General features: G+C 70.6%; 15 protein-coding genes. 13 read left to right on the top strand and 2 right to left on the bottom strand.

All coding sequences use genetic code 11. From position 1 onward, the window contains the following. Positions 1 to 345 precede the first annotated feature (345 nt). Together groES and groL are read left to right on the top strand one after the other, a co-directional pair. The gene (gene groES, locus AC1D29_RS11610; protein WP_477897362.1) at positions 346 to 636 is read left to right on the top strand and encodes a co-chaperone GroES; all 291 of its coding nucleotides are present in this window, start codon (positions 346 to 348) and stop codon (positions 634 to 636) included. Between the two features lie 100 nt (positions 637 to 736). Beyond that, positions 737 to 2,386, top strand: a complete 1,650-nt coding sequence (gene groL, locus AC1D29_RS11615) for a chaperonin GroEL (protein WP_477897364.1) — start codon at positions 737 to 739, stop codon at positions 2,384 to 2,386. A gap of 78 nt (positions 2,387 to 2,464) precedes the next feature. On the opposite strand, the gene AC1D29_RS11620 is transcribed toward groL, so the two are convergent. Then, positions 2,465 to 3,292, bottom strand: coding sequence for a MipA/OmpV family protein (locus tag AC1D29_RS11620; protein ID WP_477897366.1), 828 nt, complete (start codon positions 3,290 to 3,292; stop codon positions 2,465 to 2,467). 185 nt (positions 3,293 to 3,477) lie between these two features. On the opposite strand from AC1D29_RS11620, the gene AC1D29_RS11625 reads away from it, so the two are divergent. After that, on the top strand, positions 3,478 to 5,523 hold the full coding sequence (locus AC1D29_RS11625; RefSeq protein ID WP_477897368.1) for a DUF1631 family protein: 2,046 nt from the start codon (positions 3,478 to 3,480) through the stop codon (positions 5,521 to 5,523). 10 nt (positions 5,524 to 5,533) lie between these two features. On the opposite strand, the gene yihA is transcribed toward AC1D29_RS11625, so the two are convergent. Next, a complete protein-coding gene (gene yihA / locus AC1D29_RS11630; protein ID WP_477897370.1) occupies positions 5,534 to 6,268 on the bottom strand; it encodes a ribosome biogenesis GTP-binding protein YihA/YsxC in 735 nt (244 codons plus the stop codon). A 70-nt stretch (positions 6,269 to 6,338) separates the two neighbouring features. On the opposite strand from yihA, the gene AC1D29_RS11635 reads away from it, so the two are divergent. The 10 genes from AC1D29_RS11635 to AC1D29_RS11680 all read left to right on the top strand — a co-directional run bounded on the left by AC1D29_RS11635 (position 6,339) and on the right by AC1D29_RS11680 (position 19,058). After that, on the top strand, positions 6,339 to 6,959 hold the full coding sequence (locus AC1D29_RS11635; RefSeq protein WP_477897372.1) for a c-type cytochrome: 621 nt from the start codon (positions 6,339 to 6,341) through the stop codon (positions 6,957 to 6,959). Between the two features lie 66 nt (positions 6,960 to 7,025). Beyond that, positions 7,026 to 9,095 (top strand): cytochrome c biogenesis protein ResB, encoded by a 2,070-nt coding sequence (locus tag AC1D29_RS11640; RefSeq protein WP_477897374.1) that lies wholly within the window; start codon positions 7,026 to 7,028, stop codon positions 9,093 to 9,095. Further along, positions 9,092 to 10,441 carry a c-type cytochrome biogenesis protein CcsB gene (gene ccsB / locus AC1D29_RS11645; RefSeq protein WP_477897376.1) on the top strand — a complete coding sequence of 450 codons (1,350 nt, stop codon included), beginning with the start codon at positions 9,092 to 9,094 and terminating at the stop codon, positions 10,439 to 10,441. Before AC1D29_RS11640 ends, ccsB begins: the two co-directional genes overlap by 4 nt. A gap of 14 nt (positions 10,442 to 10,455) precedes the next feature. Beyond that, positions 10,456 to 11,799, top strand: coding sequence for a PAS domain-containing sensor histidine kinase (locus AC1D29_RS11650; protein WP_477897378.1), 1,344 nt, complete (start codon positions 10,456 to 10,458; stop codon positions 11,797 to 11,799). Further along, the gene (locus AC1D29_RS11655) at positions 11,796 to 12,437 is read left to right on the top strand and encodes a response regulator (RefSeq protein WP_477897380.1); all 642 of its coding nucleotides are present in this window, start codon (positions 11,796 to 11,798) and stop codon (positions 12,435 to 12,437) included. The genes AC1D29_RS11650 and AC1D29_RS11655 overlap by 4 nt, the downstream gene beginning before the upstream one ends. Before the next feature lie 83 nt (positions 12,438 to 12,520). Then, on the top strand, positions 12,521 to 14,116 hold the full coding sequence (locus AC1D29_RS11660; RefSeq protein WP_477897382.1) for a response regulator: 1,596 nt from the start codon (positions 12,521 to 12,523) through the stop codon (positions 14,114 to 14,116). A 24-nt stretch (positions 14,117 to 14,140) separates the two neighbouring features. Further along, on the top strand, positions 14,141 to 16,093 hold the full coding sequence (locus AC1D29_RS11665) for a response regulator (RefSeq protein ID WP_477897384.1): 1,953 nt from the start codon (positions 14,141 to 14,143) through the stop codon (positions 16,091 to 16,093). A gap of 36 nt (positions 16,094 to 16,129) precedes the next feature. After that, entirely contained in the window at positions 16,130 to 17,098 is a 969-nt protein-coding gene (locus AC1D29_RS11670) for a GGDEF domain-containing response regulator (RefSeq protein ID WP_477897386.1), read from the top strand. Beyond that, complete coding sequence (locus AC1D29_RS11675) at positions 17,095 to 18,057, top strand: GGDEF domain-containing response regulator (RefSeq protein ID WP_477897388.1); 963 nt, start codon at positions 17,095 to 17,097, stop codon at positions 18,055 to 18,057. The genes AC1D29_RS11670 and AC1D29_RS11675 overlap by 4 nt, the downstream gene beginning before the upstream one ends. 17 nt (positions 18,058 to 18,074) lie before the next feature. Then, on the top strand, positions 18,075 to 19,058 hold the full coding sequence (locus AC1D29_RS11680; RefSeq protein ID WP_477897390.1) for an ABC transporter substrate-binding protein: 984 nt from the start codon (positions 18,075 to 18,077) through the stop codon (positions 19,056 to 19,058). Positions 19,059 to 19,098: the final 40 nt, after the last annotated feature.

Genomic DNA, 19,098 nt, shown 5'->3' on the forward strand with positions numbered 1-19,098 from the left:
GCTGAAGTTGTCTCGACTGCGGGCGGTGGCGGATGAAACGACCTGAAATTTCAGCAGAAATCACCTTCGCCCACGCATTCTGGGCGGCGAACGAGCGGACGTTGCCGTGATTTGTGAGGCAAAACCCCGGTTGACTTCGCCCTCACGACGGCCGCCGAGCGCGCGCGGGTTGGGAGCAGGACCAAGCGCTTGAATCGACACGCATCGTCCTTATAATGCGAGGCTGCTAGCACTCAACGCATTCGAGTGCTAACGAAATCGGGCCGATGATTCGGCCCCGTTTTTTCGGCGGCCGAGGCTCAGGGAGCATGCGGCCGCTGCAGTTCAAACTCTGAAGGAGAACCCATGAAGCTGCGCCCCTTGCACGATCGCGTGATCGTTCGCCGCCTGGAACAGGAAACCAAGACCGCCTCCGGCATCGTCATCCCCGACAACGCCGCCGAGAAGCCCGACCAGGGTGAAGTCCTGGCCGTCGGCCCGGGCAAGCGCAACGACAAGGGTGACTTCATCACCCTGAACGTCGCCGTCGGCGACCGCGTGCTGTTCGGCAAGTACTCGGGTCAGACCGTCAAGGTCGACGGCGAGGAACTGCTGGTCATGCGCGAAGAAGACCTCTTCGCCGTCGTCCAGAAGTGATGGCTTGAGGGCAGCCCGGCACGACCTGCTGCTCTGCCCTCGCTGAATTCGGCGTCGATAAATCGACTCTGACCCCAATTTAGAGAACCGGAGAATTCAAATGGCAGCAAAAGACGTGATCTTTGGCGGCGAGGCGCGTGCCCGCATGGTCGAAGGCGTGAACATCCTGGCCAATGCGGTCAAGGTGACCCTGGGCCCCAAGGGCCGCAATGTCGTGCTCGAGCGCTCGTTCGGCGCTCCCACCGTGACCAAGGACGGCGTGTCCGTGGCCAAGGAAATCGAGCTGAAGGACAAGCTGCAGAACATGGGCGCGCAGATGGTCAAGGAAGTCGCTTCCAAGACGTCTGACAACGCCGGTGACGGCACCACGACCGCCACGGTGCTGGCACAAGCCATCGTCCGCGAAGGCATGAAGTACGTGGCCGCCGGCATGAACCCGATGGACCTGAAGCGCGGCATCGACAAGGCGGTCACTGCCCTGGTCGCCGAGCTGAAGAAGGCCTCCAAGGCCACCACCACCTCCAAGGAAATCGCCCAGGTCGGCACGATCTCGGCCAACAGCGACGTGGAAGTGGGCCGCATCATTGCTGAAGCGATGGACAAGGTCGGCAAGGAAGGCGTCATCACCGTCGAAGACGGCAAGAGCCTGGACAGCGAGCTGGACGTCGTCGAAGGCATGCAGTTCGACCGCGGCTACCTGTCGCCCTACTTCATCAACAACCCCGAGAAGCAAGCCGCGCTGCTGGACAACCCCTTTGTCCTGCTGTTCGACAAGAAGATCTCGAACATCCGCGACCTGCTGCCCACGCTGGAGCAAGTGGCCAAGGCCGGCCGCCCGCTGCTGATCATTGCCGAAGAAGTCGAAGGCGAAGCCCTGGCGACGCTGGTGGTCAACACCATCCGCGGCATCCTGAAGGTCGTCGCAGTCAAGGCGCCCGGCTTCGGTGACCGTCGCAAGGCCATGCTGGAAGACATCGCCATCCTGACGGGCGGCAAGGTCATCGCCGAAGAAGTCGGCCTGACGCTCGAGAAGGTCACGCTGGCCGACCTGGGCCAGGCCAAGCGCGTCGAAGTGGGCAAGGAAAACACCACCATCATCGACGGCGCCGGTGCTGCGGGCGACATCGAAGCCCGCGTCAAGCAAGTGCGCATCCAGATCGAGGAAGCCACCAGCGACTACGACCGCGAGAAGCTGCAAGAGCGCGTGGCCAAGCTGGCCGGCGGCGTGGCCGTCATCAAGGTCGGTGCTGCCACCGAAGTCGAGATGAAGGAAAAGAAGGCCCGTGTCGAAGACGCGCTGCACGCCACGCGTGCTGCCGTTGAAGAAGGCATCGTGGCTGGTGGCGGCGTCGCGCTGCTGCGCGCCAAGCAAGCCGCTGGCGCCATCAAGGGCGACAACGCTGATCAAGACGCTGGCATCAAGCTGGTCCTGCGCGCCATCGAAGCACCGCTGCGCGAGATCGTCTACAACGCCGGTGGCGAAGCCTCCGTCGTCGTCAACGCCGTGCTGGCCGGCTCGGGCAACTACGGCTTCAATGCCGCCAACGATACCTATGGCGACATGATCGAAATGGGCATCCTGGACCCGACCAAGGTGACGCGCACTGCCCTGCAGAACGCTGCCTCCGTCGCGTCGCTGATGCTGACGACCGAAGCCATGGTTGCCGAGTCGCCGAAGGAAGAAGCTGCCGGCGGCGGCATGCCTGGTGGCATGGGCGGCATGGGTGGCATGGGCGGCATGGACATGTAAGTCCGCGCCGGCGACACACCCGTCGCTGACACACGAAGGGGCTGCGCAAGCAGCCCCTTTTCTTTTGCCTCTGCGAAATCAGTCGCTGGCGCGTGCCGACGAGCGCATGAGTGTGTAGGTCAGGCCGATGCCGATGCTGGCGCCGGTCGTCTGCCGCACCAGCGGGCTCGCACGATTGGCCGCGCCGGCGACGCTGTCGACGCGACCGAAGGCGAACAGGCGCAGGTCCGGCGTCAACTGGCGCGACACGCCGCCCTTCAGTCGCCACGCGATCAACCCGGCCTTTGCCTCGTACGCCGGTCGGTCCGGCAACACCTCGCCGGGCGCGACGGCGTAGTAGGTCGACCCGAGCCTGCTGTCGCCGAACAACAGGCCGGCGCTGAGGCCGTAGCCCCACCCGCCCTTGCCGCGGCGGTCCAGGCTCAGCTCGGGCTCCAGGCTCATGCCACGGTGCCGGCGCAGGTCGCGCGCCTCGAACACGCCGCGCAGCGGCAGCTCCAGGCTGAAGCGGTCGGCAGCCTCGCGGCCGTTCAGGAACCAGCGCGCCACGGGCCCGAACTCGACCAGCGTGGGCAGACGCGGCATGCCCTCGCGCGCCCGCAGCGACTTGCCGCCGGAACTCAGCGAGCCGGCAAACGAGACGTCCAGCTCGAAGCTCTCGGTGCGCACGGCCCGCAGGCCCGCGCCCTCGTCGTCGGCCCGCAGCACCTTGCCCCGGTAGACGACGTAGGGCAGCACCGGCGTGCGCCGCACCTGCTCGTTGGCGCCCGGGTAAGCCTGCTGTGACAACACGCCGGCGGCAACGCCCAGCTCCCACAACGGCAGGTCAGGGCGCTTGGGCGCGGCGTCGTCGGCCTGCGCCAGCGCGCTAGCGCAGGCAAGGCTGAAACCAAGGAGGTGCTTCATGGGCGGTTCGGGAGCCAGGACCGCGCGCATCATGCCGTCAACGACCTCGGTCAAGCCCGAAAAGCGTGAAAAGGTTCTGGACTGCGGCGTTTGCCATGCGGATCAGGGGGAGGTAAGAGAGGGCAACACGCCAAGGCGCACCAGCTTGGCGCCAGATAATCCAGGCTCGTTGTCTTCCCGCGTCCATGTCCTCCAGCCTGCATCCCCACGACCTGCTTGACCACGCGCTGACCGAGGCCGGCCCGCTGGCCCGCGAGCTGCTGAACGTCGTGCAGGACGAACTCGATGCCCAGCCCCAGCATTACCCGCTGCGGGAAGGCTGGCGCAAGGTGCGCGCGAGCTTCGCGGCCGACTTCGAAGGCAAGCTCATCGAGCTGTTGCAGGCGGGCCGCCGCGGCGAAGACGCGCTGAACCGCTCGGCGCTGCAGCTCGGCGGCCTGGAAAGCCTCAGCCTCGTCGACGAGCACCAGGCCCTGCAGGACGTGGCCATCGCCCATGTGGCCCACACGGCCGAGGAGCTGAGCCGGGCCGAGCTGCACCAGCTAGGCAACTTCTACGCCGCGCTGCGCGGCACCGCCCGTGCCCGCGAACGCGACAACCCGCTGCGCCCTGCCCTGTACGCCCACGCGCTGCACCATGCGCTGGCCGCCAGCCCGCTGGCCGCCCAGGCGCAGTACGAGCTGATGCGCGTAGCGGCCACGCCGTTGGCCAAGGCCTTGCACCGCCAATACACCCAGGCCTGCGCCGCGCTGAAGGCCGCGGAGATCAGCGACATGGTGGCCTCGCACGGCCACGCGCAGACCGATCCGCTGGCCCACCAGCGGCTGGCCGCCGCGCGCGGCATCGGCACGCGTCCGACCAACCATGGCACGCTGGACAGCCTGTCGCGCCGCGTCGACGCCGTGAACTCGCGGCCCCAGGGCCTGGGTGCCGCCGTGCAGCCGCGCGACCCGCAGGCGCCGGCGCCCTTCGTGCGCACGACCGGCCCGGACATGCTGAGCCGGCTCTACGACCAGATCCTCGCCGACCCACGCCTGCTGCCGCCCTTGAAGGCCTTGCTCGCGCGGCTGCAGATCGCCGTCGTGCGCCTGGCGCGCAGCGACACGACGCTGCTGCGCCGCCAGGACCACCCGACCTGGGCGCTGCTGAACCGCGTCGCCGGCCACGGCATGGCCTTCGAGCGCGCCGATGACGAGCGCCTCGTCGACTTCCTGCGCTTCATGGAAGGCGAGGCCCAGCTGCTGGTCGACGCACCGACGCCGACCGCGGCGCTGTTCCAGCAGGTGCTGGCCCGCGTGGACGCGCGCATCGACCAGCAGGCGCGCCAGAGCAGCGAGCGCAACGCCGTCGCGCTGGCCGCGCTGGAGCGCGAGCACCTGCGCAACGACTGGCGCGAGCTGCTGCGCGAGCAGATCGACCACCAGATCGCCGGCGCACCGCTGGGGCCGCGCATGCACCGCTTCCTGCAGACGTCGTGGGTCGACGTCATCGTCACGGCCATGGTGCGCCACGGCCGCGACTCGCTGGAGGCCAGCGCCGCGATGGAACTCGTCGACGCCGTGCTGGACAGCCTCACGACACCGCGCGACATGGCCGACCGCGAGGCGCTGCGCATGCGCCTGCCGGTGCTGATCGAGCGCCTCGTCGCCGGCTGCGACAGCATCCAGCTGCCCGAGGTCAAGCGCGAGCCGCCGCTCAGCGAGCTGATGGCCCAGCACGCCCGCCTGCTGCGCGGCCTGCCGGCGCAGGACCCGTCCGAGCGCCGCCCCTCGCCGCCGCTGCCCGCCGCCACGCCCGCCGGCAGCGCCGCGCCCGCGTCGGCGGACGAGATCGTCAAGCGCCTGATGGAAGAGCGCGATTCGCAGGTGCCCTCGCACTGGCTCAGCGCCGACGTCGACCGCGGCGAGCTGCCGACGGTGCCGGTGCAGCTCTACAACGAAGACGACTCGCCGGACGCCCGCGCCGCACTGCAGCGCTGGATCGATGGCCTGCAGATCGGCCGCTGGTTCCACCTCTTCATCCAGGGCGACTGGCACACCACGCAGATCGCCTGGATCAGCGAGGGCCGCCAGTTCCTGCTCTTCGTCGGCCGCGAGTCCGACGAGCGCCTGCCGCTGACGCGCAAGGCGCTCGAAGCCCTGCTGGCCAACGGCCTCATCACGGCGCTGGAAGATGACAGCGTCGTGCAGCGCGCCGTCGACACGCTGATGAGCGACTTGGACGGCGGCTGAGCCCCAAGCCTCAGGCCGCGGGCGTGACGGGCACGACGGGCTCGCTCAACGCCGCCGCCTCGCGCTGCCGATGGGCCAGCACCCACTCGCGCAGCGTCACCGCGACGTCGCCCACGCCGCTCTTCTTCAGCGCCGAGAACAGCGTCACGGCCACGTCCGAGCTGTCGGTCGTCAGCCCGCCCAGGAACTCGGTCGTCGCGCGCAGCGCCGCATCGGCCTCCTTGCGGTTGAGCTTGTCGGACTTCGTCAGCAGCACCAGCAGCTTGATCTCACCGGTGGCGATGCGCGCCGCGACGAACTCCAGCAGCTGCTTGTCCAGGTCGGTCAGCCCCAGTCGGGAGTCCACCATCAGCACGACGCCGGACAGGCTGCGCCGCACCTCCAGGTAGTCGGCCATGACCTTCTGCCAGCGCAGCTTGGCGGCCTTGGCGACGGCCGCATAGCCATAGCCGGGCAGGTCGGCGAACAACGCGTCGGGCGCGTCCTTGGGCCCCAGCTCGAACAGGTTGATGTGCTGGGTGCGGCCGGGCGTCTTGGACGCGAAGGCCAGGCGCTTCTGCTGGGCCAGCGTGTTGATCGCCGTGGACTTGCCGGCGTTGGAGCGGCCGACGAAGGCAATCTCCGGCAACTCGGTCGCGGGCAGGTGGATGAGCTGGCTGGCGGTGGTCAGGAAACGCGTGGTGTGCGTCCAGCCCAGGGCCACCTTCTCGGTGATGGCTTCGGCCTCGGGGATCGTGTCGGTCATGGCTTGTTCGGACGCTGTGATTCAGCATTGTAAAATTCTGAGGTTGCGCCCAACGAAACCGAATAAATCCATGAAGACTGTCGCCTTCCTCCTGTCGAGTCTGCTGCTGGCCACCGTGGCTCACGCGAACGAGCCTGCCGCCGCGCCGGCCAAGCCCGACCTCGGCAAGGGCGGCACGATCTCGTCGCAAGTTTGCGCCGCCTGCCACACGGCGGACGGTTCGCGCGGCAGCCCCGCCAACCCCATCCTGGCCGGCCAGCACCCCGAGTACCTCGCCAAGCAGCTGGCCGAGTTCAAGGCCGGCAAGCGCAAGAACGCCGTCATGAGCGGCATGGCCGCGCCGCTGTCGGAAGAAGACATCCGCAACGTGTCGGCCTTCTACGCCAGCAAGACCGCCAAGCCGGGCTTCGCGAAGAACAAGGACAGCGTCGCGTTGGGGGAGAAGATCTACCGCGGCGGCATCGCCGAGCGCAACGTGCCGGCCTGCGCCGGCTGCCACAGCCCCACGGGCGCCGGCATCCCGGCCCAGTACCCGCGCATCGGCGGCCAGCACGGCGACTACGTCGAGGCGCAGATGGTGGCCTTCCGTGCCGGCACCCGCGGCAACTCGCCGCAGATGGTGGCCGTGGCTGCGAAGATGAACGACAAGGAAATCAAGGCCGTTGCCGATTACGTCGCCGGCCTGCGCTGAACGCAGCGACAGCCTCGATGAACGAAGGCCGGTGAACCCCACCGGCCTTTTTTGTTGCCCAACCTGATGTCCACCGCTGCCCCCCGCCCCTCGCTTGCCCGTGAACTGCTGGACCTGCTCGCGTCCATGCGCTTCTCGATCTCGCTGCTCAGCGTCATCTGCATCGCCTCGGTCATCGGCACCGTCGTCAAGCAGCGCGAGCCCGCGGGCAACTACGTCAACCAGTTCGGGCCGTTCTGGGCCGATCTGTTCGGCCGGCTGGACCTGTACACCGTCTACAGCGCGCCCTGGTTCCTGCTCATCCTGGCCTTCCTCGTCACGTCGACCAGCCTGTGCATCGCCCGCAATGCGCCCAAGATCGTCGCGGACCTGAAGAGCTACAAGGAAGGCGTGCGCGAGCAGTCGCTGCAGGCCCACCACCACAAGGCCATTGGCGAGCTGCCCAGCAACCCGCAGATGGCGCTGGCCGAGATCGGCCAGGTGCTGACCGCCTTGGGCTGGAAGGCCCGCGTGCAGCAGCGCGAGCACGGCACCATGATCGCGGCGCGGCGCGGCGCGGCCAACAAGATCGGTTACTTGTCGGCGCACTCGGCGATCGTGCTGATCTGCCTGGGCGGCCTGTTCGACGGCGACATCATGGTCAAGCTGATGATGTGGGCGCAGGGCAAGCAGGCCTACACCGGCTCCGCCGGCACGTCGGCGGAAGTCAGGCCCGAGTACCGGCTGGGCAGCGGCAACCCGAGCTTTCGCGGCAACCTGTTCGTGCCCGAGGGCAGCCGCGCCGGCACCGCCGTGCTGACGCTGCCCAAGGGCATCGTGCTGCAGGAGCTGCCCTTCGACGTCGAGCTGAAGAAGTTCAGCGTCGACTACTACCCCACCGGCATGCCCAAGAGCTTTGCCAGCGACATCGTCATCCGCGACGGCGGCGCCGAGCGCCAGGCGACGGTCAAGGTCAACGAGCCCGTCATCCACAAGGGCGTGGCCATCTACCAGAGCAGCTTCGAGGACGGCGGCTCCAAGCTGCAGCTGAAGGTGCTGCCGCTGATCGGCGGCAAGCCGGTGCAGATCGAGGGCCGCGTCGGCGACAAGACCGCATTTGGTGACCAGACGCTGGAGTTCGCCGGCCTGCGCGTCATCAACGTCGAGAACCTCAGCAACGACTCCGCCAGCGGCACCGACGTGCGCAAGGTCGACCTGACCGACACGCTGGGCAAGCACCTGGGCAGCGGCGCCAAGAGCAGCACCGCCAAGACGCTGCACAACGTCGGGCCGTCCTTCAGCTACCGGCTGCGCGACGCCGCCGGCCAGGCCCGCGAGTACAACAACTACATGTACCCCGTCGAGCTGGACGGGCAGAAGCTCTTCCTCGCCGGCGTGCGCGACACGCCGGCCGAGAACTTCCGCTACCTGCGCATGCCGGCCGACGAGAACGGCGCGCTGGACGGCTGGCTGCGCCTGCGCCAGGCACTGGCCGACCCCGCGCTGCGCGACGCCGCCGCGCGCGCGTACGCCGTGTCCGCCACGCCGGCCAACCAGCCGCAGATGACGCCGCAGCTGCAGCTGACCGCCCAGCGCGCGCTCAGCCTGTTCTCCGGCGCCGCGAACAAACCCGCCGACGAGGTCAAGGGCGGCCTGCCGGCGTTGTCGCAGTTCATCGACCGCGACGTGCCCGAGTCGGACCGCCAGCGCGTCTCCGAGGTGCTGCTGCGCATCCTCAACGGCAGCCTGTTCGAACTGCACCAGCTCGCCCGCGAACGCGCCGGCGTCAAGCCCGCCACGCCCGACCTCGCCAGCCAGGCCTTCATGACGCAGGCCGTGCTGTCGCTGTCCGACAGCTTGTACTACCCGGCGCCGGTGCTGTTCCAGCTCGAGAACTACGAGCAGCTGCAGGCCAGCGTCTTCCAGGTGGCGCGCGCACCCGGGCAGAAGCTGGTCTACCTGGGCGCCGTCTTCCTGATCATCGGCGTCTTCGCCATGCTGTACATCAAAGAGCGTAGGCTGTGGATCTGGATCGCGCCCAGCGCGGATCCGGCCAGCTCGCAGGTGCGCATGGCAATGTCCAGCACGCGCGAGTCGCCCGACAATGCGACCCTGTTCGCCCAGCTCAAGGCTGCTGTGCTGAAGGAGCCTTCATGAACACCACCACTTTCGATCTGCCGCGCCGCCACACGCTGCAGCGGCGCGACGCGCTGGACTGGGTCTTCGCCGCCCTGGTGCTGCTGGGCGGCAGCTATGCCTTCAGCCGCTACCACGCCAGCATGGACGTCTATGAGAAAGGCATCCTGGCATTCGCGATGCCGGCGCTGATCGCGCTGGGCTGGTTCTGGAAGCCGCTGCGCTGGCTGTGCGTCGCGGCCGGCGCGGCCACGCTGCTGGCCATCGGCCTGTACGCGCAGCAGACCGACGGCTTCGGCGCCGACCTGGCCGCCGGCGAGAAGGTCTTCTGGCTGAAGTACATGCTGTCCAGCCAGAGCGCCATCCTGTGGATGAGCCTGCTGTTCTACATGAGCATGCTCTTCTACTGGGGCGGCTTCTTCACCGGCGCGGGGCGCAACAGCGCGGCCGAAGTGGTCGGCTCCAAGCTGGCCTGGGGCGGCGTCTTCATGGCGCTGGTGGGCACGCTGGTGCGCTGGTACGAGAGCCACCAGATCGGCGCCGACATCGGCCACATCCCCGTCAGCAACCTGTACGAAGTGTTCGTGCTGTTCAGCTGGATGACGACGCTGTTCTACCTGTACTACGAGGCCCGCTTCGCGACACGCTCGCTGGGCGCCTACGTGATGCTGGTCGTCTGCGCGGCCGTCAGCTTCCTGCTCTGGTACACGGTGGCGCGCGAGGCGCAGGAGATCCAGCCGCTGGTGCCGGCGCTGCAGAGCTGGTGGATGAAGATCCACGTGCCGGCCAATTTCGTCGGCTACGGCAGCTTCGCGCTGGCGGCCATGGTCGCGCTGGCCTATCTGCTGAAGACGGCGGCCACGCGCTCGCTGGTCATCGGCCTGGTCGCGATGCCCGTGGGCATCATTGCGCTGATCCTGGCCGTGCGCTTCGGCGCCACGCTGGAGGCCGCCACCCTCACCGGCCTGGACGGCTGGGCGCGCAAGATCGCCGGCGTGGCCGTCTTCCTGGCCATCACCGTCGCGCTGCGCAGCCGCCTGACGGCCCGCCTGCCGGACCTGCCCCAGCTCGACGACCTCATGTACAAGGCCATCGCGCTGGGCTTTGCGTTCTTCACCATCGCCACCATCTTGGGCGCCTTCTGGGCCGCCGAGGCCTGGGGCGGCTACTGGAGCTGGGACCCCAAGGAAACCTGGGCGCTGATCGTCTGGCTGAACTACGCGGCCTGGCTGCACATGCGGCTGATGAAGGGCCTGCGCGGCACCGTCGCGGCCTGGTGGGCGCTGGTGGGCCTGCTGGTGACGACCTTCGCCTTCCTGGGCGTCAACATGTTCCTGTCCGGCCTGCACAGCTACGGCACGCTCTGAGCGGGGCCTCCCGCGTGGCCGACGCCGACCAGGCCCGCTACGCCCGCGCGATGCAGGGCGGGGCCGACGGCCTGTGGGAATGGGACCTGGCGGCCGACAGCGAATACTTCTCGCCGCGCTGCCTGGCGCTGCTGGGCCAGCCGGCCGGCTGGAGCGGCCGCCTCATCGAGCTGCTGCACGCCGACGACCAGGGCCCGCTGCGCGCCGCGCTGCAGTCGCACCTGCTGCACGGTGCACCGCTGGACATCGACGCGCGCATCGCTGGCGTCGATTCACGCTGGCTGCGCTGCCGCGGCTGGGCCGAACGCGACCTGCGCGGCCAGCCGGCCCGCGTGCTGGCGACGCTGTCCGACGTGACCGTCGCCAAGTTCACCGAGCAAGCCCTCAGCGACAGCCAGTCCAAGTTTCGCGCCCTCTTCCACACGGCGCCCATCGGCATCGCGCTGCTGGACCCGGCCAGCGAGACGGTCGTCGAGTCCAACGATGAGCTGGCCCGGCTGCTCGGCTGGCCGGCCCATGGCGTCGTCGGCCAGCCGGCCGCGGCGCTGGGCTTGTCGGCGGTGTTCGCCGCAGCCGGCCGCATCGAGATCGACGACCTGGCGCTGCAGCACCGCGACGGCCGGCCGCTGCACGCCAAGCTGGTGGCCGAGAAGGTCGAGCTGGGCGGCCGCGCGCTGCTGCTGTGCGCCGTCGTCGACATCTCCGTGCAGGTCAACGCCGAAGTCGCCTTGTCGGCGCTGGCCGAGCAACTGATGGACCAGGAGCGCCGCACGACGCAACGCCTGGCCCAGGCGCTGCACGACCAGCTGGGCCAGACGCTGACGGCGCTGCGCCTGACGCTGGACCTGGGCGCCTCCGCCGACACCCGCCAGCAGGCGCGCAGCCTGGTCGACCAGGCGCTGCGCGACGTGCGCCAGGTGCTGGTCGACCTGCGCCCGCCGCTGCTGGAGGACGAAGGCCTGGCCGCGGCGCTGGACAACGAGATCGCCCAGCGCCGCGTGCTGCACCCCGGCGTGCGCCTGGTGCTGGACGCCGACGCGACGCTGCTGACCCAGCGCTGGCCCGCCCAGGTCGAGTACGCTTGTTTCATGGTCGCCCGTGAAGGCATGGAGAACGCACTGCGCCACGCCGCCCCCGGCGAGGTCCGGCTGACGCTGTACGGCGGCCCGGACGAGCTGGAACTGGGCGTGGCCGACGACGGCGCGGGCCTGGCGCCGGGCTTCGAGCGCCGGCCCGGCCACCTGGGACTGGTGGGCATGCGCGAACGCGCCCGCGCCATCGGCGCGACGCTCGCGCTGGCCGCGTGCGAGGACGGCATCGGCACACGCCTGAGCCTGCGCTGGGAGGCACCCGCTTGAGCGCCCGCATCTATCTCGTTGACGACCACGCCATGGTGCGCCAGGGCCTGCGCGCGCTGCTCACCGAGGCCGGCCACGACGTCGTTGGCGACAGCGGCGACATCACCCCGGCGCTGGCCGAGCTGCAGCAGCTGACGCCGGACGTCGCGCTGGTCGACCTGTCCATCGGCGCGCGCTCCGGCATGGAACTGCTGGCCGAGCTGCAGCGCCGCCACCTGCCCACACGGGCCCTGGTGCTGACCATGTCCGCGCAGCCGCGCCATGTGGCCATGGCACTCAAGCTGGGTGCCTGCGGCTATGTGCTGAAAGGCTCGCCGTCCGAAGAGCTGCTGCAAGCCATCGCGGCGCTGCGCAGCGGCCGCCGCCACCTGGGCCAGGGCGTGGCCGAGCTGGCCGCGCGCGCGCTGGCCGAAGGCGCGGGTGATGACCCCTTCGCCAGCCTGTCGGTGCGCGAGCGCCAGGTCGTCACGATGGTCGTCGACGGCCACTCCAGCAGCGAGATCGCGACGGCCCTGCACCTGTCGCCCAAGACGGTGGACAGCTACCGCAGCCGGCTGATGGCCAAGCTGGGCGCCGCCGACGTGACGGCCCTCGTCAAACTGGCATTGCGTCACGGTCTGATCAGCAACGACGCCTGAGCCGCCCGCCACTCAAGCCCCCCGACAGCACGGATCAAGAACTCCCCGCATCGCCGCCGGGCGCGCGCACCTAGATTGGTGCCATGAAAGCCGCCGAACTCCCGCTGGACGAAACGCAGCGCCTGCAATGCCTGGCCGAACTGGGCCTGAGCCAGCCCCCCGGCGGGGCCGAGACCGACGCCGTGCTCGACGGCCTGGTGCGCTGCGCCGCCCACCTGCTGGGCTACCCCGTCGCCGCCATCAGCATCGTGGGCGAGAGCCGCATGTGGTTCAAGGCCCGCTATGGCACCGACGCGATCGGCGGCGAACGCGAACCCTCCTTCTGCAACCACACCATCCGCGGCAGCACGCTGTTCGAGGTCACCGACGCGCAGGCCGACCCGCGCTTCGCCGACAGCCCCTGGGTCACCGGCCAGAACCCCGCCCATGTGCAGCTGCGCGCCTACGCCGGCCTGCCCATCCGCCTGGGCGAGCTGACGCTGGGCGCGCTGTGCGTGGCCGACACCGTGCCGCGCCGGCTGGACGCCGTGCAGGCCACGCTGCTGGCCGACATCGCGCAGGCCGTCAGTGCCTGGTTCAGCCACCGCCGCGAGCATGTCGAGCTGCGCGCCAGCCGCGCCGACCTGGAAGACCGCGCCGAACTGCTGCTCAGCCTCAGCCGCGAGACGCCCGGCATGCTGTTCCAGTACCGCCGCACGCCGGGCCAGCGCGGCAGCCTGAGCTTCGTCAGCGGCCAGGCCGACCTGATCTTCGGCGCGCTGGCTCCGCTACAGCCGCCCAGCGTGCGCGCCTTCCTGGCGCGCTGCCACCCCGAGGACTTGCGCGGCCTCTTGCGCTGCATGGCCGACGCCGCATTGGCGCACCAGCCCTGGCAGCACGTCTTCCGTGTCTGCCTGCCGGGCGCGGCCCAGCCCAGCTGGCGCTCGGCCCATGCCAGCCCCTCGCGCCTGGCCGATGGCAGCGTGCTGTGGCATGGCTTCGTCGCCAACGTGGACGCGCCCATGGAGATCGACCGCTTGCGCCGCGACAAGCTGGCCGCCGAACACGCCAGCGCCGAGAAGAGCGCCTTCCTGTCACGCGCCAGCCATGAGCTGCGCACGCCGCTGAACGCCGTGCTGGGCTTCAGCCAGCTGCTGCTGCTGGCCGACGACGACGAGCCGCTGACCCCGCGCCAGCGCGAGCGCATCGAATGGGTGCTCGCCTCCGCGCAGCGCCTGCACCAGCTCGTCGACGGCCTGCTCGACCTGGACCGCGCCGAAGCCGCGCGCAAGACCGCGCCGGGCGCGCTCATCGACGACGCCCTCACGCTGCTCTACATCGAGGACGAGCCCTTGAACACGCTGCTGGTGCAGGAAGCCTTGCGCCAGCGCACGGACTGGCGCGTGCTGCACGCCGCCGACGGCCGCAGCGGCCTGGCGCTGGCGCAGACGCAGAGGCCCGACGTCGTACTGACCGACATCAACCTGCCGGGCCTGTCGGGCCTGGACATCGTGCAGGCGCTGCGTGCCGACCCGGCGCTGGCCGGCACGCTGTGCATCGCGCTGTCCGCCGATGCAACCCCGAGCCAGATCGAGCGCGCGATGCAGCTCGGCTTCGACGACTACTGGACCAAGCCCCTGGACGTGCTCGAACTCGGCGGCCGCCTGGCCGACGCGCTCGCGCACCACGGGGGACGCTGACGACAAAGACCACAGGGAGAACACATGGTCATATCGAATGCGAGCACCTCCCCACTCACCACGCCGCGCTGGCCACAGCCCGCCAGCCCGGCCCACGAGGCCGAAGCGGCACGCAGCTGCCTGATCCGGCTGCTGGTCGTCGACGACGACCTCGGCAGCATCGAGTACCTCGGCCAGCTGCTGAAGGGCTTCGCCCAGATCAGCTTTGCCACCAGCGGCGAGGACGCGCTGCGCCTGGCCGAGCGGCGCCGGCCCGACCTGGTGCTGCTGGACATGGAGCTGCCGGGGCTGAACGGTTTCGAGGTCTGCCGCCGCCTGCGCGCGACGCCGGGCCTGCACGACCTGCCCGTCATCTTCGCCAGCCAGCACACCGATGCCGCCACGCAGGCCAGCGCGCTGCACCATGGCGCCAACGACTTCCTGTGCAAGCCCTTCGACGACGCCCAGGTGCTGGCCCGGCTGCGCCACCAGCTGCGCGCCGCCGCCCACGTGGACGAACGCGCCGATGACACCGGCGCCGCTCCCGGCAGCCGCACGCGCATCCTCGTCATCGACGACGACGCCGGCAGCCAGCAGCTGGTGCGCCGGCTGCTGGCCGACGTCGGCGAATGCCATTTCGCGGGCAGCGGCGCACAGGCGCTGGGCCTGCTGGACCGGCTGCGCCCCGACCTCATCCTGCTCGACATCGACCTGCCCGACAGCGACGGCATGCAGCTGTGCAAGACGCTGCGCGCCGACCCCGCGCTGGGTCAGGTGCCCATCATGTTCCTGACCCAGTCCAGCACCATCGGCCACGAGGCCCGCGCGCTGGCGCGGGGCGGCGACGACTTCGTGCGCAAGCCCTTCAGCGCGCCGGTGCTGCGCGCCCGCGTGCGCCGCCTGATGGACCGCAAGCATTCGCCGGAACGCCATGTCGGACCGGCTGGCGAGCAGCAGCGCCGGCTCAGCGGCAGCCGCGTGGCCGCCATCGTCGAGGCCTGCAAGGACGCCATCCTCATCGCCGATGCCGATGACCGCATCGTCATGGCCAACGCAGCCGCCTGCGCGCTGATCGGCCTGGAGGATGGCCCATTGCGGCGGCTGCGCCTGGCCGAGCTGCTCAGCGCCGACGACCGGGGCCGCCACACCGCGCACCACGTCAGCGGCCTGGGCATCCCGGTCGAGGTCAGCACCTCCACCGAGGGCGACGGCGCCGACGCGCTGACCGTGCACGTGCTGCGAGACACCCGCGAGCGCGATCGCCTGCAGTCGCTGCTGCGCCGCCAGGACGAAGCCGCCGCCGCGCGCCGCGCCACCGCCTCCATGCTGTCCTACATCGCCCATGAGCTGGGCAACCCCGTCAACGTCATCAAGGGCTTTGCGCAGCTGATGCAGGCCGACGCCGGCGCCCCGCTGCCGCCGGCGCAGGCCGAGAAGCTGTCCCACATCCTCGACGCTGTCGGCCGGCTGGGCAGCCTGCTGGCCGACGTGACCGACGTGGCGCGCATGGAGTCGGGCCAGTTCCTCGTCCAGCCCGGCGAGGTCGAGCTGGGCGCCCTCGTGCAGCAGGCCTGCGGCCCGGCGCTCGCGCAGGCCGCCGCGGCCGGCCTGCGGCTGAGCCTGCCCGCGCCCGGCGCGCCGGTGCTGGTGAGCGCGGACGCGCGCCGGCTGCGCCAATGCCTGGACAACCTGCTGTCCAACGCGATGAAGTACGGGCGCGATGGCGGGCGCATCGAGGTCGAGATCGCGCGGCGCGGCGGCGACATCGCGCTGGCCGTGCAGGACCACGGCGCCGGTCTGGGCGCCACCCAGATGGCCCACCTGTTCGAACCCTACAACCGCCTGGGCCAGGACGGCGGCGCCATCCCCGGCACGGGCCTGGGCCTGACGCTGACGCGCGAGCTCGTGCAGGCCATGGGCGGCCGGCTGCTGGTGCACAGCGACGGGCCCGGTCGCGGCTGCCGTTTCGAGCTGTTGCTGCGCCCCGCGCCCGATTGACGCCCAACTCCGCCACGGCCTCACAATGGCCGCGCCATGCCCTTGACCCTGCCCAGCGCTCCCCATCCCGCCGCACCCAGCCCGCTGGCCAGCCGCCTGGACAGCCTGCTGCCGTCGCTGGCCGACGCACGCGTGCTGCTGGTCGACGACGACCCCGGCATGATCCAGGCGCTCGGCCGGCTGCTGTCCGGCTACAGCCAGCTGCGCTTCGCCACCGACGGCACGCAAGCCCTGGCCCTGGCGCAGAGCTGGCAGCCCGAGCTGGTGCTGCTGGACGCCGAGATGCCCGGCCTGGACGGCTTCGAGGTGTGCCGCCGGCTCAAGGCCGACCCGCTGCTGGCCGACGTGCCCGTCATCTTCGTCACGCAGCACAACGACGCCCGTGTCGAGGCCGCCGTGTTCGAGCTGGGCGCGGCCGACTTCATCGCCAAGCCGGTCGCCGGCCCGGCGCTGCGCGCCCGCGTCGCGATGCAGCTGCGCCTGCACCGCACGGCCCAGCGCCTGGTACGGCTGGCCCGCCGCGATGCGCTGACCGGCCTGGCCGACCGCGCCCAGCTCGACGACGAACTGGCGCTGGAAACCCGCCGCGCGCGCCGCAACGGCCAGCCGCTGGCGCTGCTGCTGGCGGCCGTGCAAGGCCTGGCCGGCCACGAGCAACGCCACGGCCGTGGCACGGCCGACCACGCGCTGCGCGACGTCGCCGACCTGGCCCGGCAGCTGCTGCAGCGCCCCGCCGACCTGGCCGCCCGCCACGGCGAACACGTCTTCGCGCTGCTGCTGCCCGACACGGCCGCTGCCGGCGCCACCGCGCTGGCCCAGCGGCTGCAGCAGGCCCTGGCCGACGCAGGCGGGCTGACGCTGGCCATCGGCATCGGCCTGCTCACCGGTGACGGCGATCCGGCCGCGGCCGCGCAGGCCGCGCTGGATGCCGCCAGCCATGCCGCGCCCGGCAGCCTCTTCCTGTGCGCCGACGCCGGCCACGCGCCGCAGGCCGTCACGCCATGAGCCCGCACGACGCCGACACCTGGCCCGCCGAGCTCAACGTGCGGCAGAGCCTGCTGCTCGTCGACGACGACCCCGCCAGCGTGCAGGTGCTGGCGCGCATGCTCGCCGGCCTGGGCGAGCTGCGCTTCGCGCTGTCCGGCGAGGACGCGCTGCGCCTGGCGCGCCAGAGCCCGCCCGACCTGGTCCTCATCGACGCCGAGATGCCCGGCCTGGGCGGCCTGGAGGTCTGCGCCGCACTGCACGCCGACCCGCAGCTGGCCGACGTGCCCGTCATCATCATCACCAGCCATACCGAGATCGCCGCCGAGGTCGCCGGCTTCGCGGCCGGCGCGGCCGATTTCATCCGCAAGCCGCCGGTGGCCGAGGTCGTCGTCGCGCGCGTGCGCACCCAGTTGCGCCTGAAGGCGCTGGGCGACGCGCTGCGCGCCTCGGCGCTGACCGACGGCCTGACCGGCCTGGCCAACCGCCGCCGCTTCGACCAGGACTTGCGCGTCGAATGCGAACGCGCCCGCCGCAGCCACGACAGCCTCGGGCTGCTGCTCGTCGACGTGGACTTCTTCAAGCGCTACAACGACCGCTACGGGCATGTCAGCGGCGACGCCTGCCTGCGCCAGGTCGCCAGCACCATCCGTGCCGCCGTCCGCCGCCCGGCCGACCTGGCCGCGCGCTACGGCGGCGAGGAGTTCGCCGTGCTGCTGCCGCAGACCGACGCGGCCGGCGCCCGCGCGATGGCCCAGCGCATCGTCGACGCGTTCGCGGCGCTGGCCCTGCCCCATGCCGACTCGCCGCTGGGCGCCGTCAGCGTATCCGTCGGCTGGGCAGCGGGGCGGCCCGACCTGGATGCCGCCATCGTCGACAGCCGCGGCGAAGCGCTGGTCGCGGCGGCCGACCGGCTGCTCTACGCGGCCAAGGCGGCCGGCCGCGGCCGTGTCGGAGACGAGTCGCCAACCGGGTCCTGAGCACCCACAATGCCGGCATGCTCTGCACCGACAAGACGCGCCGTGGCCTCACCATCCTCTCGCTGCTGACCTGTTGGTTGCTGGCACCCGCCGCGCCGGCCCGCGCCGCGCCGCTGGTGCTGGCCATCGGCGATTCGACGCTGTTCGCGCCGCTGCAGCTGGCGGCCCAGGAGGGCTATTTCGCGGCCGAGGGCCTGGACGTGCGCGTGCAGCCCTGCATCAACGGCCGGCGCTGCCTCAAGCACCTGACCGACGGCGAGGCCCAGGTCGCCACCGTGGCCGACACGCCCATGGTGTTCGCGCTGCATGCCGGCCACCGCTTCGACATCCTCGCCACCTTCGGCAGCTCGTCGCGCGACACCATGCTGGTGGCGCGCGCGGACCGCGGCATCCGCACGCCGGCCGATCTGGCGGGCAAGCGCATCGGCGTCGTGCGCGGCACGAGCGCGCACTACTTCGCCAACGTCTTCCTGCTCGTCAACGGCGTCTCGCGCGACAAGGCCAACCTGGTCTTCATCGACCCCAACCGCGGCGCCGAACCGCTGCTGCGCGGCGAAGTCGACGCGGCCGCCCTGTACCGCCCCGTGGGCCCGCAGGCAGCCCAGCAGCTGGGCACCAACGGCCAGGTGCTGGCCACGCTGCGCCCCTACACCGTCATGGTCAACCTGGTCGCCCAACCAGGCCTGAGCCAGGACACGCTGCTGCGCCTGCTCAAAGCCGTGCAGCGCGGCATCACGCTGCTCAACGGCCAGCCGGCGCGCGCCCATGCGCGGCTGGCCACGCTGTGGAAGCAGGACGTCAAGGATGTGGCCGCCCAGTTGGAGGTTTATGAATTCCGCCTCGGCCTGGACCAGAACCTGTTGTCGACGCTGGAGGCCGAGTCGCGCTGGGCCGTGCGCGAGGGCCTGGTGGACAACCCCAGCGCACCCGACTATCTCGAACTGATGCGCACCGAGCCGCTGCGCGCGCTCGACCCGCGCGCGATGACGCTCATCAAGTAGTTGTGAAGCCCCTCGTGCAACTCGTACCTTGGCCCTCCCC

It is taken from the genome of Roseateles sp. P1_C6, assembly GCF_056406315.1.